Annotated in this window: 16 protein-coding genes; 12 read left to right on the forward strand and 4 right to left on the reverse strand. The window is 71.8% G+C overall.

Annotated elements, in window-relative coordinates; all coding sequences use genetic code 11:
- Positions 1-55 precede the first annotated feature (55 nt).
- The 4 genes from ACQEVC_RS29115 to ACQEVC_RS29130 all read left to right on the forward strand — a co-directional run bounded on the left by ACQEVC_RS29115 (position 56) and on the right by ACQEVC_RS29130 (position 7,537).
- A complete protein-coding gene (locus ACQEVC_RS29115; RefSeq protein WP_432883725.1) occupies positions 56-1,615 on the forward strand; it encodes a ricin-type beta-trefoil lectin domain protein in 1,560 nt (519 codons plus the stop codon).
- A 56-nt stretch (positions 1,616-1,671) separates the two neighbouring features.
- A complete protein-coding gene (locus ACQEVC_RS29120; protein ID WP_432883728.1) occupies positions 1,672-5,001 on the forward strand; it encodes a galactose-binding domain-containing protein in 3,330 nt (1,109 codons plus the stop codon).
- Positions 5,002-5,194: 193 nt separating this feature from the next.
- The gene (locus ACQEVC_RS29125; protein WP_432883730.1) at positions 5,195-6,982 is read left to right on the forward strand and encodes a DUF6055 domain-containing protein; all 1,788 of its coding nucleotides are present in this window, start codon (positions 5,195-5,197) and stop codon (positions 6,980-6,982) included.
- 141 nt (positions 6,983-7,123) lie between these two features.
- Positions 7,124-7,537: a winged helix-turn-helix transcriptional regulator gene (locus tag ACQEVC_RS29130; protein ID WP_432883733.1), complete on the forward strand. Its 414-nt coding sequence runs from the start codon at positions 7,124-7,126 to the stop codon at positions 7,535-7,537.
- Between the two features lie 19 nt (positions 7,538-7,556).
- On the opposite strand, the gene ACQEVC_RS29135 is transcribed toward ACQEVC_RS29130, so the two are convergent.
- On the reverse strand, positions 7,557-9,134 hold the full coding sequence (locus tag ACQEVC_RS29135) for a restriction endonuclease (protein WP_432883736.1): 1,578 nt from the start codon (positions 9,132-9,134) through the stop codon (positions 7,557-7,559).
- A 279-nt stretch (positions 9,135-9,413) separates the two neighbouring features.
- Between ACQEVC_RS29135 and ACQEVC_RS29140 the strand changes: the two genes are divergently transcribed.
- A complete protein-coding gene (locus ACQEVC_RS29140) occupies positions 9,414-9,923 on the forward strand; it encodes a hypothetical protein (protein ID WP_432883738.1) in 510 nt (169 codons plus the stop codon).
- A 66-nt stretch (positions 9,924-9,989) separates the two neighbouring features.
- Here ACQEVC_RS29140 and ACQEVC_RS29145 read toward each other — a convergent pair whose 3' ends face one another.
- Positions 9,990-10,871: a YcnI family copper-binding membrane protein gene (locus ACQEVC_RS29145; protein WP_432883741.1), complete on the reverse strand. Its 882-nt coding sequence runs from the start codon at positions 10,869-10,871 to the stop codon at positions 9,990-9,992.
- A 192-nt stretch (positions 10,872-11,063) separates the two neighbouring features.
- On the opposite strand from ACQEVC_RS29145, the gene ACQEVC_RS29150 reads away from it, so the two are divergent.
- The 4 genes from ACQEVC_RS29150 to ACQEVC_RS29165 all read left to right on the forward strand — a co-directional run bounded on the left by ACQEVC_RS29150 (position 11,064) and on the right by ACQEVC_RS29165 (position 15,764).
- Positions 11,064-12,260: a monooxygenase gene (locus ACQEVC_RS29150; protein ID WP_432883743.1), complete on the forward strand. Its 1,197-nt coding sequence runs from the start codon at positions 11,064-11,066 to the stop codon at positions 12,258-12,260.
- A gap of 198 nt (positions 12,261-12,458) precedes the next feature.
- Complete coding sequence (locus tag ACQEVC_RS29155; protein WP_432883746.1) at positions 12,459-13,592, forward strand: NAD(P)/FAD-dependent oxidoreductase; 1,134 nt, start codon at positions 12,459-12,461, stop codon at positions 13,590-13,592.
- Between the two features lie 248 nt (positions 13,593-13,840).
- Positions 13,841-14,740: a DUF2726 domain-containing protein gene (locus ACQEVC_RS29160; RefSeq protein ID WP_432883748.1), complete on the forward strand. Its 900-nt coding sequence runs from the start codon at positions 13,841-13,843 to the stop codon at positions 14,738-14,740.
- A gap of 82 nt (positions 14,741-14,822) precedes the next feature.
- Positions 14,823-15,764, forward strand: coding sequence for a hypothetical protein (locus tag ACQEVC_RS29165; RefSeq protein ID WP_432883750.1), 942 nt, complete (start codon positions 14,823-14,825; stop codon positions 15,762-15,764).
- Positions 15,765-16,100: 336 nt separating this feature from the next.
- On the opposite strand, the gene ACQEVC_RS29170 is transcribed toward ACQEVC_RS29165, so the two are convergent.
- Both ACQEVC_RS29170 and ACQEVC_RS29175 read right to left on the reverse strand, forming a co-directional pair.
- Positions 16,101-17,219 carry a lytic polysaccharide monooxygenase auxiliary activity family 9 protein gene (locus ACQEVC_RS29170; protein WP_432883752.1) on the reverse strand — a complete coding sequence of 373 codons (1,119 nt, stop codon included), beginning with the start codon at positions 17,217-17,219 and terminating at the stop codon, positions 16,101-16,103.
- Positions 17,220-17,406: 187 nt separating this feature from the next.
- Positions 17,407-18,165 carry a hypothetical protein gene (locus tag ACQEVC_RS29175; RefSeq protein ID WP_432883755.1) on the reverse strand — a complete coding sequence of 253 codons (759 nt, stop codon included), beginning with the start codon at positions 18,163-18,165 and terminating at the stop codon, positions 17,407-17,409.
- A gap of 107 nt (positions 18,166-18,272) precedes the next feature.
- Here ACQEVC_RS29175 and ACQEVC_RS29180 point away from each other — a divergent pair, with 107 nt between their 5' ends.
- From ACQEVC_RS29180 to ACQEVC_RS29190, 3 genes are all read left to right on the forward strand, one after another.
- Positions 18,273-18,743, forward strand: a complete 471-nt coding sequence (locus tag ACQEVC_RS29180; RefSeq protein ID WP_432883757.1) for an Hsp20/alpha crystallin family protein — start codon at positions 18,273-18,275, stop codon at positions 18,741-18,743.
- Between the two features lie 589 nt (positions 18,744-19,332).
- Positions 19,333-19,836 (forward strand): metallophosphoesterase family protein, encoded by a 504-nt coding sequence (locus tag ACQEVC_RS29185; RefSeq protein WP_432883759.1) that lies wholly within the window; start codon positions 19,333-19,335, stop codon positions 19,834-19,836.
- An 18-nt stretch (positions 19,837-19,854) separates the two neighbouring features.
- Positions 19,855-20,709 (forward strand): phosphotransferase, encoded by an 855-nt coding sequence (locus ACQEVC_RS29190; protein WP_432883762.1) that lies wholly within the window; start codon positions 19,855-19,857, stop codon positions 20,707-20,709.
- Position 20,710: the final 1 nt, after the last annotated feature.

The raw sequence follows: 20,710 nt of genomic DNA on the forward strand, positions 1-20,710 counted from the left end.
CTTCCCCGTCCCGCCGCCGACGGCGGCCGTCCACCTCGCCGAGGAGGAAGTCCTCATGGCACTCCCCGCCCATCACCCCCGTGGCCGTACCCGGCTGCTGGCCGGCGCATCCGGCCTGCTCCTCGTCCTGTTCGCCCTGGTCGGGCCCGCCGGCGCCGACCCCCGGTCCGCTCCGGCGGCCGGCCCGCCGCCCGCCGACCACCAGCACCCGCCCGGTACCGCCGACCACCACCATCCACCCGGTACCGCCGCGCACGGGCACGGACCGGTCGGTCCCGCCGCGCGGCCGCTCTCCGGAGTCCCGGCCGACGACCCGGCCCGGGGTCTGGTGTACGGCGGGCTCGTCGCCGCCCGGACCGGCCCCTGCGTCGGCGCCTACCAGGTGGCCGGGATCGTCCCGACGATGTGTACGCACGGCCCGGACAGCCCGCCCGCCGGCCTGTCGGTGCACCGGGAGATCCAGCCGATCTCGCCGCGCGCGGCCCGACTCGCCCCCCGGGCGCTGCCGGTCTGCGAGGGTGACGGCGTCTCCGGTCGGCGGGTCGAGGTGCTCTACGTGCACGGCAGCGTGAACCGGTACGCCCAGTACCTGGAGACCTTCCGTACCCTGGCCGAGAGCGTCGACGCGATCTTCTACGAGAGCGCCCGGGAGACCGGCGGGTCGCGGCGGGTCCGGTACGTCACCGAGACGGTGAACGGCGCCTGCCGCCCGGTCGTCCGGGACGTGCAGATCCCCGACGCCGCGCTGAACGCCAACGACTGGGCACCGCTGCTGAACGCGGTCCGGGCGGCCGGCTACACCCGTACCGATCGCAAGTACCTCCAGTTCGTGGACGCCCGGGTCTACTGCGGCATCGGTGGCTTTGCCGGCGACACCCGCAAGACCGACCAGAACCGCTCCAACTCCGGCCCCGAGTACGCCCGCGCGGACAGCGGCTGCTGGAACGCCGGGGTCGCGGCGCACGAACTCGGGCACACCCTCGGCGCGGTCAACAACAACGCCCCGAACGCCTCCGGCTACGCGCACTGCGTCGACGAGTGGGACGTCATGTGCTACAAGGACAACGCCAGCACGGTGATCCAGACCAGGTGCCCGGACCGGGCGCACGACCAGCGGCTGGACTGCAACCACGACGACTACTACCACACCGCCCCGGCCGCCGGCAGCTACCTGGCCACCTACTACAACGTCGCCGACAACCTGTTCCTGATCCGCAACGCCGCCGCCCCGGCTCCGGCGCCGACGACGTTCCGGATGGTCAACGGCGCCTCGGGAGGCTGCCTCGACGTACCCGACGGCGCCGCCGGCGCGGTGCAACCCGTTCTCGGGACCTGCGACGGCGGTGCCGACCAGTCGGTGCGCCAGGTGGGGGAGACCCTGCGGGTACGCGGCAGGTGCCTCGACGCGTCGGGTCCGGGCGCCGCGGCGGGGACCGCCGTGCTGCTCTCCGGCTGCGACGGCGGCGCCGGCCAGCGATGGAGCCTGCGGCCCGACGGCTCGGTGTCCGGGATGTCCGGCAGCCGGTGCCTCGCCACCACCCCCCGGCCCGGCGGCACGACCCTCGTGCTCGCCGACTGCACCGGCCAGCCCGCCCAGCAGTGGAGCCGGGGATGAGCCCGGTCCGTCGTAGCGGTCCCGTTCCCCACCGTCGACCCCCTGGAGGTGCCCCGATGCGGTTCGGTACGGGCCTGAAGCGGAGCGCACGGGCGGCCGTACTCGCGGTCGTGCTGGCCGCCGGCGCCCTCGTCGTACCCCAGACGGCGGCCACGGCCGCGCAGACCATCGGCTATCCCACCTTCTCCGGGCCGGCCGTTCCGGCACCGCCGGTCGGCTACAGCACCGGCAACACCATGCAGGCGATCTACGACGCCGAGAGCGGCGGCACCGACTTCTGGCTGGACCGGCTGCTCGCCCGGCCCGGCAACGACCCGGCCGGCACCTGGCTGATGACCCGGGGCCGGGGCATGTTCATGTACACCCACAACCCGGCCCAGATCGGCTTCGCCGGCAACGCGGCGTACTGGGACAACATCAGCAGCCAGGCCGCGTACACCGTCGCGGTCACCCCGGGCACCTTCACCGAGCAGGTCTCCAGCCGGTGGCAGTCGCCGAGCCACTGGCGGGGCGTCTACACCAGCGGCTCGGTCCGGGTCGAGGTGTCGAAGTTCATCACCGCGCAGAACGTCGCGGTGACCAACCTGAACGTGCTGAACAACGGCTCCGGCTCGGTGACCCTGCAACTGCGGGCCACCTCGCCGTACGCCGCCACCGGCAGCGGCAGCGAGCTGACCGGCACCCGGGCGGTGAAGAACAACCTGACCACGCTCTATCCCCGGCTGTCCGGGGACGGGTTCACGGTCAGCTCGGGCGGGCTGAACCGGTCGGTGACGCTCGCCGCCGGGCAGTCGGTCAGCACCAAGGTGCAGCTCGGGTTCGTGGCGAACGAGGTACCGGAGTCGCTGACCGAGTACAACGCCTACCGGGGCTACACCCCGGCGACGGCGTTCGCCACCCACGTGCGGGCGTACAACCGGTGGTGGGCGGAGAACATCCCGTACATCGACGTGCCGGACGCGGCGATCAAGAAGAACATCTACTACCGCTGGTGGCTGATGCGCTTCAACTACCTGGACGTGGACATCCCCGGCCAGGACTTCCAGTTCCCCACCTCCGTGGAGGGGGCGCTCGGCTACAACAACGCGATCGTGCTGACCCAGCCGATGCACATCGACGACCTGAAGTACCTGCGCAACCCGATCTACTCGTACGGGCCGTGGACCTCGGTCGGGCAGGTCTCCCGGAACGGCCGGTTCTCCGACAACCCCGGTGACCCGGAGAACTGGTCGAACTCCTACACCCAGTACGTCTCCGAGGCGGCCTGGCGCAGCTACCAGATCCACGGTGGCCAGCCGGCGATCGTGGCCAACCTGGCCCGCTACGCCGAGCAGGACGTCAAGGGGCAGCTCGCCAGCTACGACACCAACAACAACGGCGTGATCGAGTACGACTGGGGCGCGATGACCGGCAACGACGCCGACGCGGTGTCGTTCCACTGGCGTTCCGGCAACCTGGACCGGGCCGAGGGCGCGTACGTCTGGAGCAACGCGATGGCGGCGGTGCAGGCGTACACGCTGCTGGGCAACACCGCCAAGGCGAACGAGATGCAGACGATCGCCGACCGGATCCGCAACGGCATCGTCAACGTGCTGTGGAACCCGTCCCGGCAACTGCTGGAGCACAAGCACGTCTCCACCAACACGCACGTGCCGTGGAAGGAGATCAACAACTACTACCCGTACTCGGTCGGGCTGATGCCGAACACCGACCAGTACCGGCAGGCGCTGCGTCTCTACGACGACCCGGCGGAGTACCCGATCTTCCCGTTCTTCACCGCCAACCAGCGCGACAAGGCCGCGGCGGCGGCCGCCGGCCAGCCGGGCAGCAACAACTTCTCCACCATCAACTCGACCGTGCAGTTCCGGCTCTACTCCTCGGTGCTGCGCAACTACCCCAACCAGTGGATGACCGCGGAGAACTACAAGCAGCTCCTCTACTGGAACGCCTGGGCGCAGTACATCGGCGGCAACACCCAGTGGCCGGACGCCAACGAGTTCTGGGCGGACTGGAACCCGTCGTCCCGGACCATCGCCTACCGGTCCTGGATCCACCACAACATCCTGGGCAGCAGCAACTGGACGGTGGTCGAGGACGTCGCCGGGCTGCGGCCGCGTTCCGACAACACCGTCGAGCTGTCCCCGATCAACATCAACTGGTCGCACTTCGCCGTGAACAACCTGCGGTACCGCAACATGAACCTCAGCGTGGTCTGGGACGACCCGGCCGACGGGGTCACCCGGTACTCCGGGGTGCCGCAGGGCTACTCGGTCTATCTCAACGGCACCCGGGCGTTCACGGTGGACCGGCTGACCCGGGTGCTCTACAACCCGGCGACCGGCGCGGTCACCCTGCCGGCCGGCGGGACGACCAGCTTCAGCACCGCCGTGTCCGGCCTGCAACTGCCGCAGCAGGTGGTGCAGAACAGCGCCCGGATGGTGGACATCTTCGCCAAGGCGGGCGCCGACCTCACCTCCACCACGCCGAACCTGGCCCAGGGGTCGACGGCGACGGCGTCGTACACCGCCTCCGGCACCTCCACCGGGGCGGCGATCGACGGCTTCCCGATCAACGAACCGATCTGGGGCAGCTACGGGACGCCGAACGCCACCGACGCGTACGAGCTGAACTTCGGCCAGGCCCGGGCGGTCGACGAGGTACGGCTCTGGTTCCGCAACGACCGGGCGACGAACCGGTACCGGCCGCCGGCCTCGTACAACGTGCAGTACTGGAACGGCAGTGCCTGGGTGAACGCGGCCTCCCAGGCCAAGTCCCCGGGCGCACCGCAGTCCAACTACAACCGGGTCACCTTCACCGCGGTCAGCACCGCCCGGCTGCGGGTGCAGTTCACCCACGCCTCCGGCTCGGCCAAGACCGGGCTGACCGAGATCAAGGTCTACAACCGGGGCGGCACCAACCCCGATCCCGATCCCGATCCCGACCCGGAGCCCGAGCCGGGTGCCAACGTGGCGGGGGCGGCGACCGCCTCCGCGTCGTACACCTCGGCCTGGGAGTCGGTGGCAGCGATCAACGACGGGATCGACCCGCCGAGTTCCAACGACACCGTCAACCCGCGCTGGGGCACCTGGCCGAACACCGGCGAGCAGTGGGCCGAACTGACCTGGCCGACCAGCCGCACCCTGAACGCCGCCGAGGTCTACTTCTTCGACGACAACGGCGGGGTGCGGGTACCGGCCACCTGGAAGCTCCAGTACTGGACCGGCAGCGCCTACGCCGACGTGCCCGGCGCCAGCGGCTATCCGGTCGCGGTCAACCAGTACAACCGGGTGACCTTCCCCAACGTCGGCACCATCCGGTTGCGGGTGGCGCTGACCAGCGGCCAGGGCTCGGTGGGGCTGTTGGAGGTGAAGGCGTACAGCCCCTGAGCCCGGCCGCCGCCGGACCGACCCCGCACAGGGCCGTCCGGACGCTCCACAAGGGCGTCCGGACGGCCCGGGGCGGGGCGCACGCCGGCACCGGACCACCACCCACCCGTACCGGCGCAGCCCCCGCCATCTCGCCACCACCACCGGCGCACGAGTACCGCACACCGTCCTGACCATTTCTGGGGAGACTCCGATGACCACTTCGAGACTGCGTCGCGGCGCCGTCGCCATCGCGGCGTCGTTGGCGCTGGCGGCCTCGGCCGCCGTGCCGGCGTCCGCCGCCCCGGCCGCCGGGACCGGCCAGGCGGCCGAGGCACCCCCGGCGGTCGCTCCCGCCAAGACCGTCTACATCCCGGCCCGCTGGGCGAACGGCGAGGTGCCGTGGACCCAGAGCCGCACCCGGGAGTCGGCGAACTTCATCCTGCTCTGGGGCGACCGCTCCGGCACCGACCCCCGTAACGCGCCGAGCGCGTACCGGTTCGACCCGGACAACATCCTGAGCCAGTTGGAAAACCTGTACTCGTTCTACGTGCACACCATGCGGTTCACCCCGGAGACCGGACTGCTGGCCCAACACAAGATCATCGTCATCGTCACCCGTACCTGGTCGACGGTGCCGCTGGACGCCTGGGCCACCGGCGGCTCGGTGGACAACCGGGTCGGCGTGATCAACATCGCTCCGGCCGCCGCCGCGCCAGGTTCCTGGGGACTGGCGCACGAGTTGGCGCACGTCTTCCAGTGCTACACCTTCCTCGGCCGCGCAGGCTTCGGGCTGACCCACGCCAGTGCCGGCACCTTCTGGGAGGCCAGCGCCGAGTTCATGGCGATGCAGGTCTACCCGACCGGCAGCGCCGGGGACCTGACCCGGTTCATCCGCACCGAGAACCTGGCGTACAGCAGCAGCCGGCACCACTACGGCGCCTGGATGCTGTTGCAGTACATCAAGGACCGGGACGGGCTGGCGATGTTCAACCGGATCTGGAACGAGGCCCGCAACACCGAACACCCGCTGGAGGTGTACCGGCGGATCACCGGGATCAGCCAGGCCGAACTGAACCGCCGGCTGGGGGAGTACGCCCAGCACAACGTCACCTGGGACTACTCGAACCGGGCCGACTTCATGCCGTTCATCAACCGGCTGTACCCGTTCGTCACGGCGTACAACGGGGTCGCGGTGGAGGCGGTCAACGCCGCCGCCGGGCACTTCCGGATCTCCGACGCGCTGGCACCGTCCGACTACGGGTACAACAAGATCAAGCTGGTGCCGGCCTCGGACGGCGCGCTGATCCGGCTCCGGCTGCGCGGGCACGTCAACTCGGCCGCCCAGTCCGGCTGGACCTTCGGCTTCGTCGCGGTCCGCAACGGCACCCCCCGGTACGGCCCCCTGCTGACCAGCAGCGACGGCCAGCTCAGCTTCCAGACCCAGCCCGGGGAGCGGGAGGTGTACCTGGTGGTGACCGGCACCCCGGGCACCGTGCACAAGTACGCCTTCCTGGACGGCTACCCCAGGAACTACCGGTACCCGTACCAGTTCCGGCTGACCGGCGCGACACCGTCCGGTTTCGAGCCCGGCCACGTCCGGCCGGCGGCGCCGGGCGGCGGACGCTGGCACAGCAACGGCGGCGGCTGGGTCGACAGCCGCGCCACCGTCGCGGCCAGCGCCTACGTCGGCCCCCGGGCCGCCGTCTACGGCCGTTCCACCGTCAACGGCAACGCCCGGATCGAGGACCTGGCCTGGGTCAACGACGGCGCCACGGTCGGCGGCAACGCGATCGTCCGGCAGAACGCCCTGGTCCAGGCCGGGGCCAACCTGAGCGGCAACGTGGTGATCGGCGGGGACGCGGAACCCTCGGTGCCGTGTGGCGCCGGCACCTACCTGATGTTCGCCCCGGAGCGCGGCTGCGACGGCCGGGGCGGCGAGGCGGACGTCAACCCGGCACATCCGATCTTCAGCGACGCCGACCTGGCGATCACCGGCTGACCGCCGCAGACCGATACCGCCCCGACCCTGGTGCCGGCCGCCGATCCGCACGGCCGGCACCAGGGCGGGTAAGCCCTGGGTACGAGTTTGTCGGCCGATCAAGCCCATGTGACCATTGCCGCCGGACCAAGGAGGCGCACCATGACCGAGCCGAACGCGGAGCCGGACGTCGACGGGGACGGGTCGGCCTGTCCCGGCGACCACGTCCGGGCCTGCACGGTTCGCGAGGTTCTGGACCGGGTGGGCGGTAAGTGGAGCATCGGCATCATCATCGAGGCGAGCCGGGGACCGATCCGCTTCACCGAGCTGGAACGCTCGGTCGAGGGGATCAGCCGGCGGATGCTCACCCTCACCCTGCGCAACCTCGAACGTGACGGACTGCTGGTCCGGACCACCTATCCCACCGTCCCGCCCCGGGTCGAGTACGTCGCCACCGAGATGGCCCGGGAACTCTACGATTCCCTGCTCGTGCTGACCGGCTGGGCGGAACGGCACCGGCAGGCGATCGCCGCCGCCCGGGAGGCGTACGACCGCCGCAACGCCGGCCCGGACTGACCCCCGGCCGACGGGCGGGTCAGCGCTCGTTCGGGTCGATCCGGGCGCGAATCTCGGCGTGCTCGGCCAGCAGGTGCAGCAGGTTGGAGCCGTCGATCAGCTCCAGCGGCTTGCCGGAGGCGAACTCGAACGATTCCGGGCCGTAGCCACTGGTCGTCACCAGGATGCCCTTGGTCGCCCCCTCGCCCAGTACCGTGCCGAAGAGGTCCCGCACCGCGGACACGTCCATGGTGCCGCGGTCCCGTCGGGCCTGGATCACCACCTTGCCGCCGAAGATCGGGCGCGGGTCGAACGCCACGCAGTCGAGGCCGCCGTCCGGCGCCGTCCGGGTCGTCCGGATCTCCAGGCCGAGCCTGCCGAAGAGGCTCCGGATCACGTCCTCGAACTCGGTCCGGCTCAACTTGTGCAGGTTGGCACGATGGTCCAGGTCGGCCAGCACGTCCACCTCGTCGACGAAGCGCTTGTCGACCACGTCGAACTCCAGCACCGGGCGTACCTCGACCAGATCCTCCGGCCGGGGCGACAGGGTGGCCCGCAGGTGCCGCAGGCAGGCCGCCGGATCGACCTTGGCCAGGTTGATGGCGGTGAAGGCGTCCCGGCTGGTCCGCAGGGTCACCAGGCAGGGCCGGACCGCCTGCCCCGTGCCGGGGTGGGTGGTCTCGACGATGCCGTTGAAGACGATCGTCTCGACCAGCCCGGTACGGTCGGCCTCGAAGAGCTCGTGCACGGTACGCAGCGCCACCTGGGTGATCACGTCGGCGTACCGCTGCCGGATCTCGTCCGCCGCGCGGGCCACCGTCTGCACCTCGTCGCCGGCCTTGACGTACCGGTATTCCCGGACCCTCGGCACGACCGCGACGGTCGGCAGCAGGTATTCGACCACGATCAGCCGGGAGTCGGGGACGTAGGCGAGCCGGTAGCGCTGCGGGAAGTCCTCCGGATAGACCGAGTTGCCGAGCACCAGCCCGAAGTACTTCACCACGGCGTTCGGCTCGGCGGCGGCCAGCGCGGCACCGAATTTGTCGATCTCGGCGTTGTGGCTGGCGACCTGGGCGTCGAGCTGCTGGCAGTGCTTGTCGTACTTGCGCCGGGCCTGGGCGAGCCGCTGCTGCCGGGCCGCCTCGCCCGCCGCGTGCTTGGCCTTGGCCTTCTCGAACGCCTGCTCCGCCTCGGTCAGCAACTGCTGGTAGCGGGCCTCGCCGCCGAACATCTTGCCGAGCGCGTTCGGCTCGGGCGGCGCGAAACGTCGCCAGTCCGGCGCCCGCAGCGGCATGCCCAGCTCGCCCGGCGTGAACTCCGGATAGCTGGCCTGCTTCTTCAGCCGCTCGAGGTCGATGTGGTCGTCGATGGCGAGGGTGGTCCGCAGCAGGGTGTCCAGCTCGTCCAACTGGGACTGGAGGTTGGCGTTGGCGGCCTTGACCCGGGCCGTCCTGGCCTCCACGTAGAGTCGTCGGCGCTCCCGCTCGTCCGCCTCCGCCGCCCGCTCGGCGGCCTGCCGGGCGCGCTCGGCCTCCCAGAGCATCTGTTGGTGCTGCTGGTACGGGGTGGTCGATGCTCGTTGCTGCGCGTGCACCTGCTGTGCGTGCGCCCGCTGCATCTGCCCCATGATGCCCATGTACGTCCCCGATCAGCTTCCAGCACCGTTCACCATCGGTGACCGGTGGCGTCCCGTCCCCCCGAGCTGACGTCCCTTCTCCCGGCGTGCCGTCGACCGCCATCGCTCGATGCACATTTTGGTCCCAGGGCGCCGGGTGCGTCCAGCGGGGACCCCAGGGTAGCGTGCGGGGCGAACCGCCGATCCGGGTCCGAAACGCCCCTGGTGACGGCGGGGGTGGCCGGGCTACCCGCCAGGTCGGGCGGTGCTAGGGTGCCCCGGGTGACCGACGCAGATGTGCACCTCGTCGCCCAGCCGCGCCTCGACACCGTCGTGACGGAGTTCGCCACCGACGCGCGGCGGCTGCGCAGCGACTATGCCGGGATGGCCTGGATCGGCGACCGGCCGGATCCGGAGAGCGGCCAGTTGGGGCCCGACTACCGGCAGCGGGGCGTGGACTCGCAGCTCTTCCTGCCCGACACCCACTGGTACGACGTGGACCGGCTCGACGACGTCGAGGTGCAGGTCGGCGCGGGTCTGCTCCAGGTGGCCAGCACCGCGCTGCGGACCCAGGGCCTGGTGGGGGCAATCGCCGAGCCGGTGGTCGAGTTCTTCGAGCACCCCGAAGGGCTCCCGGGGGTGGGGCTCTGCCTCGGTCTGCGCGGCCAGATCTTCTCCAACCTCGGCGTCACCTACCGGGTGACCGTGCTCTGCGCCCCCGAAGCCGTACTCCGGCGCGGCGAGACCGCGCAGCCCGACGAGCAGACCGAGGAGAGCGACAGCGGCGACTGAGCCCTTCTCAACCTGAACACCGTTCAACCTGAACGCCGCTCGTCTGCACCGCGCTCGTCGAGGGTTTCACTCGCGCAGCCGCCAGGCCCGTCCACCGCTCGTCGCCCGTTCGGCGGGCGGGGCGTCCGAGGCCGCTGCCGGGTCGGCGGAAGTGCCGGACGCCGGCTCCGGCGGGGAGGCGTCGCCGTCCGACCCGGCGGGCGGCGCCTCCGCCCGGTCGGTGCCCCCGGACCGGGGGCGGCGCAGATACAGCCAGGCGGCGACGGCCAGTCCGAGGACCAGTCCGGCGACCAGGCCGGTGGCCAGCGAACCGAAGCCCTGGTCCGGGTCGTCGGCCGCGGTGCCGCTCTCCGGCACCGCCGCCCCGGCGGCCCCGGGCGCCGCCGCGGTCGGGCCGGCCGTGGCCGCCGGCGGGGCCAGGGTCAGCACCGGCGCCGGGAACTCCGGCTGCGGGACCTCGGACGAGGGTGGCTGGTTCCAGTTCGTGACATGACCGTCCGAGTACGTCTGCACCAGGTGGAACGTCATCCGGTCGGTCTGCGGCAGCGGGCCGAGCGAGACGACCAACTCGGCCGGACCGGCCCCCGGCGCGGGAGCACCGGCACGGGTCCAGACGATGCTGGCGACCACCTCGGTGACCTGCCCGTGGTGGATCCCGCCGAGCGTCTGGTCGACCTTCCGCATCGTCATCCGGGGCGCCCACTGCGGGTCCGACATCGGGTACGTCTCCGCGACCGGAGCCGACTCCGGCATCAACAACTCGATCTTGGTGGTGTGCGCCGGTGCCCGATCCTCGGTGACCCGGAAGGTCAGCTTCACCGCCCCACCCTGTGCGGCCTGCCCCGGCGTCATGGTCACGTCGGCGGTCGCGGCCCCGGCACCGAGGGTCGTACCCGCGACCGTGGCGGTGAGCAGGGCGACGACCCAGCACATTGCCCTGTGACGCACAGCGAAGTCCCTTCGTCCGGCCGATACTCCTGTAGTTCGGCTGTCGAGCGAAAAAGGTTCAACCAACGGGCCGGTATGTTACGCCGTCCACTCGGGGTGTCTTCGCGACCGCTTAAGAGTTATCCTCGGAAAGTTCCGATTTTGCAACTGTTGGTTGCGATCAGCCCGGATCCTGTGCGGAGGCCCGGCGTTATGAAAAACGTGCATCGACGCGTACGCCCTCTCGTCATCGTGGCCGCCTCGTTGGCGGCCACCCTCCTCACCACCTCCTGCGGGGCCGACCCGGACGACGGCTCGGAGCCGGCGGCGGCGACCGCCTCCGCCAGCGCCCACGGCGGACTGCACGGCACAGTGGAGATTCCACCGGCCGCACCGCTGCGTACCGGGGAGCGGTTCGTCAACCTGAACATGGCGCAGCCGTACCGCCCGTCGGCGCCGAACGGCGGCACCGACGAATACCGGTGCTTCCTGGTCGACCCGGGCCTGACCGAGCCCGCGTTCCTGACCGGCAGCCAGTTCCTGCCGCAGAACGGCGACATGGTGCACCACGCCATCTTCTTCCGGCTCGATCCGGCGGAGGTGGCGCCGGCCCGCAAGCTCGACGCGGAGACCCCCGGCGACGGTTGGACCTGCTTCGGCGACGCCGGGGTCGGCGACGCGGCCTGGGTGGCGCACTGGGCGCCCGGCGCGAACGAGACACTGCTGGCACCCGGCCTCGGCTACCCGATGCCGCCCGGCAGCCAACTCGTGATGCAGGTGCACTACAACCTGATGGACGTCCGGGCCGGCAGCAACGACACCGACCGGTCCGGCATCCGGCTGCGCCTCGTCGGCGGCTCCGAAGAGGTGAGCCCACTCTCCACCGAGCTGCTGCCGGCGCCGGTCGAGCTGCCCTGCGCACCCGACGAGCGTGGCGAACTCTGCCGGCGCGAGGCCGCGGTGCAGGACGTGCGGCACCGGTTCGGCGCCGAGGCCGGTGCGCAGGCGGAGCAGCTCAACCAGTACTGCAACCAGGGGCGTGCCCCGGCCGCCGGCAACACGCAGCGCTGCGACCACCAGGTCAGGGAGGCCGGCGTGGTGCAGGCGGTCGCCGGTCACATGCACCTGCTGGGCAGCGCGATCAAGATCGAGCTCAACCCCGGTACCCCGACGGCGCGGACCCTGCTCGACATTCCGACGTACAACTTCGACGAGCAGGCCAACCGTCCGCTGCCGCAACCGGTCGCGGTCAAGCCCGGCGACGTCTACCGGGTCACCTGCACCCACGACGTGACGCTGCGGCAGCGCCTGCCCCAACTGCGCAACCTGCCGCCCCGGTACGTCGTCTGGGGCGAGGGGACCAGCGACGAGATGTGCCTCGGCATCGTCATCATGTCCCGGCCCGCCTGACGCATCCCGGATCCCGCCGTACGGCGGCCGCGGCGCCCTGCCCGAACCACGGGCGAGCGTCGAGAAACCTGGGAAGGCACCGGCGCGCCAGCGAAGGCACTCCTTCGGCAGGGGGAGTGTGACGACGGTGTGGAGATGCCGGGCAGATTGTGTGCACACCGCCGTACGGGCCGGGTGGCGCCCCTATCGTCGCAGGGTGTGCAGACAGTGGATGTACTGGTCGTGGGTGCGGGCCTGGCCGGTCTGCACACAGCCCGGCTGCTCGCGCAACGGGGACTGGATGTGATGGTGGTCGACCGCCGCAGGTCGCTCTCGACGGGCATCCGGACGACAGGGATCTTCGTGCGTCGTACCCTCGACGACTTCGATCTGCCGGATCATCTGCTCGGGCCCGGCATCCGGGATGTGCTGTTGTATCCGCCGTCGCGGCGGGCACCTATCCGGCTCACCAGTGACCGGGACGAATACCGGGTGGCGGACATGGCGGCCGTGTATGAGCACGCAGACCGTGCGGCGGCGTCGGCCGGGGTACGCGTCCTGCTCGGCGTGCGGTATGTCGACGCCTCGATGGGACTTGTACGGTTCGCGGGCGCGGAACCGGTGAGGACCCGGTTCATCGTCGGGGCGGACGGCGCCCGCTCCCGGGTGGCCCGCGATCTCGGTCTCGACGTCAACCGACGCTTTCTCGTCGGTGCCGAGATCGTCCACCCGATCGCGCCGGGAGACGCCACTCCGGCGTTCCACTGCGTGCTGGACCCCCGAGTCGCCCCCGGGTACCTGGGCTGGGTCATCGACGACGGCCGGCATGCCCACGTCGGCGTCGCGGGATATCCGGACGCGATGCGTACCGGCATCCGCCACCTGCTGAGTACCTTCGCCGCGGACGCTCCCGGCCGCACCGCGCCGACCGGTCCGGTCGAGCGTCGAGGTGGTCCGATCCCGGTCGGCGGTGTGCTACGGCGGTTGGCATGTCCCGCCGGGCTGCTCGTCGGAGATGCGGCGGGTGCGGTGTCGCCGCTGACCGCCGGCGGGCTGGACCCCTGCCTACGCATGTCCGAACTGGCCGCGGCGGTCGTCGCCAGATATCTGCGTACCGGTGATCCCGGCACCCTGCGTCGCTACGACGGGAACGCGCTGCGGACCCGGTTCCGCGGCCGGCTGTTGCTCCGCCGCGCGTTCGCCGGCATCCGGTACCCGGCAGCGGCAGAGGCGGCGGTCGCCGTGCTACGCCGTCGTCCCGGTCGCCTCCTGGCAGCGCGGATCCTGTTCGGCGACGGCTCGTTTCCCGATCTCGAACCACGGCTCGCGGACCCGGCGTTCGACCGCCCGTAACGGCCTCGGCCAGCCAGCTCGGCCGGACAGACCAGACGCGGTCCGCGCTCGGTGGGGGTGGGCACGCTGATCCAGTCTGCCGACCCGTCCGGCCCGGCCGCGCCCGCATTTCCGGACGCCACCTTCGTCGGCCCGGGTGACCCGGACCGGCGACGCGGGGCCGGCGGCGACTTCCTAGCATGGTGGGGATCTGCCGCCGGACGGGCGGTGTCGGAGGCGGCGAGCGGATGTTACGGACCAGGGGACAGATGGCAGAGACCGGTAGCGGCGGACCGTCGGCGCGATCCACCCGGCTTCCGGCCGAGCCGGGGGCGTCCGGCGGGATCATCGAGCGGGCCGGTCGGATCGCCCGGCCCGACCAGCGGCTCGGCCAGCTCGTGCCGCGCCGTCCCGAGGGCATCACCGGTAACCAGTGGAACGCGGCCAGCCGGGGCCGCTTCGACTTCGTGGTCTCCGACCCGGACGGTCAGGCGGCGCCGTTCGCGGTCGAGCTGGTCGACCCCAGCGTGCAGACCGGGCGGACGCAGCGGGACGACCGGATGAAGCACGCCGTCTGCGACGCGGTCGGCCTGGAACTGCTCCGGATCGAGTCGGCGACGTTGCAGCCGGCCACGCACGGCCGGCGGATCGTCGAGTACGTCATCGACGCCCGCGCCTTCCTGCTGGCGACCGGCGACCCGGCCGAGTACGCCGAACTCGCCCCGGACGCCCCGCGCAGCTACCGCGACATCGTCGGTCGGCTGCCGGACGGCAACAGCGGACACGTCAACGATCTCGGGGCGGTCGCCCGGACGGCCGCGGTGGACGCGTACGTCAACCGGGAGCTGGTCGACCCGATCCTGCGCAGCCTGCACCTGGACTGGAAGGACGGCCCGGCCGAGGGCTGGGCCTGGCTCCAGGTGCGGCCCGGGGCGTACCTCTTCGAACGGGTCCGGATCTGGCAGCACCGCTTCTCCTGCGGCATCGAGCCGGGCCGGCTCGCCGAGGACCTGGCCACGATGGCAGTGGGGGAGCGGCTCCGGTTGCGCGAGACCGTCGAGTTGCCGTTGACCGGCCGGGAGCGGCTGGCCGGCGAGCTCGACGGGTTGCGCCGGCGCCGGGAGGAACTGCTCAACCCGTACACCTTCGAGCACGTCTCGTTCGACTAGGTTCTGTCTCGCGAATTCAGTCAGCGGGATCTTGTCGCGACTGGCTACCGTGAGGCCGGGACGATCAAGAGAGGTGCCGGCGGTGGCAGAGCGGACAGGCGACAACGGACCCGCCGAACCGGCGGAGCCGGAACCGAGGGGCGGCGGCGACGGTGGACGTCGTACCCGATCGGTCGGCGCCACGATCGGCGCCGCGTTCATCGCACTCGCCTCGGTCGCGACCTGGTACATCGACGACCGGGCCGCCTCCTTGGACGCCGAGCAGGAGGCGCGGGAGCGGGCCGTGTTCGCCGAGGTCTGCAACGATCCCGTCCGGGCCGCCGCGCTCGTCATGAACACCCCGTCGCTCGCCAGTACCTGTCCGACGGGCCTGCGTCACCTGCTGTCGATACCGGCGGACGAGGTCGATCCGGGACCGGAACTCCTGGACGCCTATCTGGACCGGCTGTTCACGTTGCTGGACGCGCGGATCCCGAGTGACGTCACGCCGTACCTCCACGCGCTGCACCGCGACGACGCCTACAGCACCGCCCTCAACGAGCTGCACCGCAACGCCCGGCGGTGTCAGGTGCTCCTGCCGACCGGCACTCCGCCACCGGCGGCACCCCGCCCGACCGGGAACTTCTGGGACGACTGGCAGCGGATCGAGGTCGCCCCGCAACCCCGGTCGGTACGGGCGACCGAGGAGCCGGACGGGCACGTCGTCGTCACGGCGAGGGTGGTCGACACGACGCCGGCCTGCCTGACCCAGCCCACCCTCGAGTCGGCCCCGCCGCCCCGGTACGTCGGCACCACGGCGCTGACCCTGTCGTTCAGTACCGGCACCGGCCCGAGCGGTGAACGGGTGTGGCTGCTCGACCGCCTCGACGCCTGCCCGGTCCGACCGGACCCGCTGGCCGCGGAACCAGTGGTCGGCACGTACTCACTGACCCGGCGCCGGTCGATCCGGAACGACGTCACCGACTCCCTCTTCCGCTACGCCGGCAGCACCTGTCCCGCGGCAACTCCCTCAGCCGGCGGCTGAGCGGGACATCCGGGTGGTGGTGAACCCGGCCCGGGAGAGTGGCCGGTTCCGGTCGGCCTGCCGGCGGATCAGCGTTGCGCGGCGGCACGCCCGACGAGCCACTTCCTGGTCCGCGAGACAGAACCTCGGCGGTCACCAGCGGTCCGGCCCGGGACAGGGATCCGCCAAAGGGTCGACGTATGCGCCGCACTGTAGGCCGGTTCCGTTCACCTTGCTTTCGGTCGACAAACGAGACCGCGCCAGGGGGCGACGGCGGCCGGCGGTTCCGCCGGACGGATCGGGCCGGGTCCGCGCCGACACGGACCCGGCCCGATGTCTGGCCGCTGCCGGAGGGGGTCAGGCGGCGGCGCAGCTCAGGGTCGGTACGGCGTTGCTGCCGGTCTGCGACCCGAGGAACCCGAAGGTGGTGCTGGCCCCGGCGGCGAGACTGCCGTTGTAGCCGGAGTTCCGGGCGGTGACGCTGGATCCGCTGGTGGTGATCGTCGCGCCCCAGGAGTTGTTGACCTGTTGCCCGTTGGCGAACGTCCAGGTCACCGTCCAGCCGCTGATCGCGGCGCTGCCGGCGGTGACCCGTACGTCGGCCTGGAAGCCACCCGACCAGGTGCCGGTGACGGTGTACGCCGCCGAGCAGCCACCCGAGCCGCCGGCCGGCGGGGTACTCGTCGGCGGCGGGGTGGTTCGGGTCGGTGTCGGGGTGGCGGTCGGCTGGGGGTTGCCGCTGCCGCCGAAGTTGACGTCGCTGCACCAGTAGTAGTTCTGGTCGGCGTGGCTGGCCTTCCAGATCACGTAGACGATGTGCCGGCCGGAGCGTCCCGGCGCGCTGACCGGGATCGTGATGGAGACGCCGTTCAGCACCGGGTCGCCGGTCTCCCGGGTGCCCTCGCCCGGTGCGTACCGGCCGGTTTCCCGGACCAGTTCGAGGTTGTTCCAGCCCAGCCGCTGGGTGAGCGGGTTGAACCCCTGCCGGGTGACGTAGATCAGGAAGTAGTCCGCCCCGTGCAGCGCCTGGTCGTGCATGGTGACGTTGAAGTTGGTGCCGACGTTGGTCGCCTGCCAGTTGCCCGGGTTGTCCAGCGCGGCGTACCGGACGCCGCCGGTCTCGCCGGCACTGCAGAGTTGGCCGCTCGGCACGGCGGCCTGGTGGTCACCGTTCACGCCCTCCCGGTAGAGGCCGTTCCAGTTCCACATGGCGTTCGGGTCGGCCTGCCAGGCCTGCCAGCACATCGGGTCCTGGGTGGCCATCGCCGGGTTCTGGAAGTCGTTGCCCCAGCGCTTCCAGCAGCCGTAGTTGCGCGAGGCCGGGTTGATCGTCGAGCCGTGCGCGTTCGCGGTGTCCCGCGAGACGGCGAGGGCGGCGGCGAGGAGGACGACGGTGGCCGCCGCGAGAGCGAGGATCCGCAGGACCATCGGGGCGCGGCGCCGGGCCGGATTCACGGGTTGGGCGAGTGAAGACATGGGATCCCCAGACGTCGGTTGCACGAGCGAGTACGCGGAAGGCTGCCCGGCGCTCCCGCACCAACCACCCGGCTCCGGCGGCGGTGTCCCTGCACAGAGATTCACATCGCCGAATGGTGCTTGTCAATAGTTTGGGGTGCCAACAAAAGAGGGCGTCGAGACCGGCGGACCGGGACCCGGCCGGTGCTCAGGTCCGGGGAAGGCCGCGTCGCTGCGCGGTGCGCTGGCGTACCTCGTCGAGGTGTTCGTTGATCGCGTCGACCTGGGCGGCGAGGCCCGGATGGTCGGCGCGGAGGTGTCGCTGCGCGTCGGAGAGCGGCCGGACCAGCGCGTTCGGGTCGGTGCCGCCGAGGGCGTCGTGCAGCCGGTCCAGGCTGGGGCGGGCCGCCGAACCGAGATCGGTCAGTGCGGTGATCTGCCCGGCGAGCTCGCGCAGGTCGGCACCGTTGTCCCGGGCCCAGCGGGCCGCCGCGCGGTCGCCGGCCCGGCGGTCCCGTTCGGCGCGTACCCGGTCGTCCCGGGTCTGCGGCGCGGCGTCGTCCTCGGCCGGGCGCAGTCGCAGGTAGCGGCGCTCGGCGGCCTGCCGGCTCGCCACCCCGAGCGCCGGCGCCAGCTCCGCCCAACTCGCCCCGCGTTGGCGCGCGGCGGCGATGAGCCGTGGTTCCCACGACTCGAGTTCCGCGCGCAGGCGCCGGAGCAGGGCGAGGGCCGTGAGCACCTGGTCGACCGGCACCTCGGCGCCGTCTGCCGCCGTGGTCGCAGGTGCAGCCGCCGGCCGGTCGGCACCCCACCTGGGGACGGGGGCGGCGGAGTCGCCGACCCGGCTGGTGACCGCCTGCACGCGGTCGAACGCCGCGCCGGTCGGTGTCACCGCAGCGCCCGCCCCGGTCGGCCGCCCCGGGTCGGCCCGCCCCTGCTGGTCCATTCCGTCTCCCGTCCTCGGCATCTGTCATCGTTTAGATGACGGATCGCCTTGTCATCATTCCGACGACATGCTACAACGGATGTGTCGCGCATTGACAGCACTGTTGCCAGCACTAGGAGGTGGATCTGATGTTGATGCGCACCGACACCTTCCGCGAGCTCGACCGGTTCGCGCAGCAGGCCCTCGGCACACCGGGTTCGGGCACCTGGTCCCGGCCGACAGCCATTCCGATGGACTCCTACCGCAACGACGACGAGTTCGTCGTCGCGTTCGACCTACCCGGGGTCGCCCCGGACGCGATCGAGATCAACGTCGAGCGCAACCTGCTGACCGTCCGCGCCGAGCGCCGGCCGCCGAGCCTCGGCGAAGGTGCCCGCGTCCAGGTCTCCGAGCGACCGCTCGGGGTCTTCTCCCGGCAGCTCTTCCTGGGCGACGGTCTGGACACCGACCGGATCGAGGCGAGCCACGAGAACGGTGTGCTGGCCGTGCGGATCCCGGTGAAGGAGCAGGCGAAGCCCCGCCGGGTGGCGATCACCTCCGGCGGATCACCGGAAGGTCATCAGCGCCTGACCGGCGCACAGAAGGTCATCAGCGCCTGACAGGTACAGCCGAACCGGTCCGGCGGTTCGCCGGCTTCCGGTGCCGTCGGCGGTGGGGGTGACGAAGATGCGCAGCGGCGTACGGCACGAGGTCTCGACGCCCCGGTCGGTGCACGAGGCATTCGTCGAGCTGGTTCAGCGGGACGACGACCTGATGCGGGCAGAGTTCGAGGCGCTCATCGACGCCTGCTGGAACCCGCCGCCACCTCCTCCGCCGGCTCGACCACAACCCGGGCCACGTCCTCCACTGTGGCCCGTCGGACCGCCCGACGGCGTACGGTTCGTCGCGGTCGAGGCCGGTCCCACAGCAAACCGATGGCGTCGGCAACGCGGTCCTCCGGGCAACCGCACGGGCCGACCAGCACGCAGAGGCAGGTGATGACTCGGCCGCATCTCTCGTCGATTTCTCTCCGGCGGGTCCGGCGGACGGCAGCTCCGGTGGCGCGGCGACGGTCCCAGACACCGCGCCAGGCGCGTAGGCGTGACGGCCGCGCCGGCACCCGACAACCATCGGCCCGGCCCACCTCGGGTGGGCCGGGCCGCCGCGCTTCTTCCCCGCCCGGACGCGGCCGCCGGCTAGGGTGGAGCCGTGCGCCTGGTGCTGATGGCGGACACCCACGTGCCCAAGCGCGCCCGGGACCTGCCGCCGCAACTGTGGGCGGCGGTCGACGAGGCGGACGTGGTCATCCACGCCGGGGACTGGGTGCACGAACCGCTGCTCGACACGTTGGAGTCCCGCGCCGCCCGACTGGTCGGGGTGTACGGCAACAACGACGGCCCGGAACTGCGGGCCCGGCTGCCGGAGGTCGCCCGCGTCGAGTTGGCCGGCCTGCGGGTCGCGGTGGTGCACGAGACCGGTCCGGCCGCCGGGCGGGAGCGCCGCTGTGCCGACCGGTTCGGCGGCTGCGACCTGCTGGTCTTCGGCCACTCCCACATCCCGTGGGACAGCGAGGCGCCGGGCGGGCTGCGGCTGCTCAACCCCGGCTCGCCGACCGACCGGCGCCGTCAGCCGTACGCCAGCTATCTGACCGCCGAGATATCGGCCGGCCGGCTCGACGACGTCGTACTGCACCGCCTGCCGCGCCGGACCTGACCCGGAAAGGAGCCGACCATGCGCGCCGAGCTGGCCGGGTACGCGCGGCAGGTGCTCGGCTCGGGGCAGGTGGTCGCGGACCGGTCCTGGGGGCACGGCGTCGCGGGCGTGCTGGAGGTGCGGGACGCCGACGGAGTCGTCTGGTTCGTGAAGGGGCACGGCGACCCGGAGCGCTACCGGCGGGAGCTGGCGGCGTACCGGCGCTGGGTGCCCGGGCTCGGCGGGCGCGCACCGAGGCTGCGGGCGTACGACGACGAACGGCTCGCGCTGGTGCTGTCGGCGGTGCCGGGCGAGGCCGGCCTGTCGTACGTGACGGATCCGGACGTGCAGCGCGAGGCGGGGGTACTGCTGCGCCGGTTGCACGGCACCGAGACGCTGCCGCCCTGGACGGACCTGGTCGCCGAGAAGCTCGACGAACTGGACCGGCTCTCGGTCCGGGCGAGCCGGCTGCTCGAACCGCGGGAACTCGACTTCGTCCGGGCCGAGCTGCGCAACCTCTCCGGCGTCGCGGCACCGGCCCGGGTGCCGTGCCATCTCGACTACAGCCCGCGCAACTGGCTGGTCGCCGGCGCCGACCGGCAGCGCGCCGGGCGGCGGGTGCACGTCATCGACTTCGAGTGGGCCGGGCCGGAGGTCTGGGTCAACGACCTGAACCGGCTCTACTTCGGCCCCTGGCGGGACCGGCCGGACCTCGCCGACGCGTTCCTGGCCGGCTACGGGCGTACCCTCGACGACGCCGACCGGGCGGTGCTGCACGCCTGCGGGGCGCTGACCGCGGTCTTCATCGTGGTCTGGGCGCACGGGCGCGGCGAGCCCGGTTTCGCCGGGGCGTGGCGGCAGAACCTGCGCCGGTTGATGGACGGCTGGCGGTGAA

The organism is Plantactinospora sp. CA-294935 (assembly GCF_050936445.1).
In the GTDB taxonomy this organism is placed as follows: Bacteria; Actinomycetota; Actinomycetes; order Mycobacteriales; family Micromonosporaceae; genus Plantactinospora.

Coding starts and splice junctions, on each gene's coding strand:
- ACQEVC_RS29115 (WP_432883725.1), top strand. CDS start 56: ATGGCACTCCCCGCCCATCACCCCCGTGGCCGTACCCGGCTGCTGGCC.
- ACQEVC_RS29120 (WP_432883728.1), top strand. CDS start 1,672: ATGCGGTTCGGTACGGGCCTGAAGCGGAGCGCACGGGCGGCCGTACTC.
- ACQEVC_RS29125 (WP_432883730.1), top strand. CDS start 5,195: ATGACCACTTCGAGACTGCGTCGCGGCGCCGTCGCCATCGCGGCGTCG.
- ACQEVC_RS29130 (WP_432883733.1), top strand. CDS start 7,124: ATGACCGAGCCGAACGCGGAGCCGGACGTCGACGGGGACGGGTCGGCC.
- ACQEVC_RS29135 (WP_432883736.1), bottom strand. CDS start 9,134: ATGCAGCGGGCGCACGCACAGCAGGTGCACGCGCAGCAACGAGCATCG.
- ACQEVC_RS29150 (WP_432883743.1), top strand. CDS start 11,064: ATGAAAAACGTGCATCGACGCGTACGCCCTCTCGTCATCGTGGCCGCC.
- ACQEVC_RS29160 (WP_432883748.1), top strand. CDS start 13,841: ATGGCAGAGACCGGTAGCGGCGGACCGTCGGCGCGATCCACCCGGCTT.
- ACQEVC_RS29170 (WP_432883752.1), bottom strand. CDS start 17,219: ATGTCTTCACTCGCCCAACCCGTGAATCCGGCCCGGCGCCGCGCCCCG.
- ACQEVC_RS29175 (WP_432883755.1), bottom strand. CDS start 18,165: ATGCCGAGGACGGGAGACGGAATGGACCAGCAGGGGCGGGCCGACCCG.
- ACQEVC_RS29180 (WP_432883757.1), top strand. CDS start 18,273: ATGTTGATGCGCACCGACACCTTCCGCGAGCTCGACCGGTTCGCGCAG.
- ACQEVC_RS29190 (WP_432883762.1), top strand. CDS start 19,855: ATGCGCGCCGAGCTGGCCGGGTACGCGCGGCAGGTGCTCGGCTCGGGG.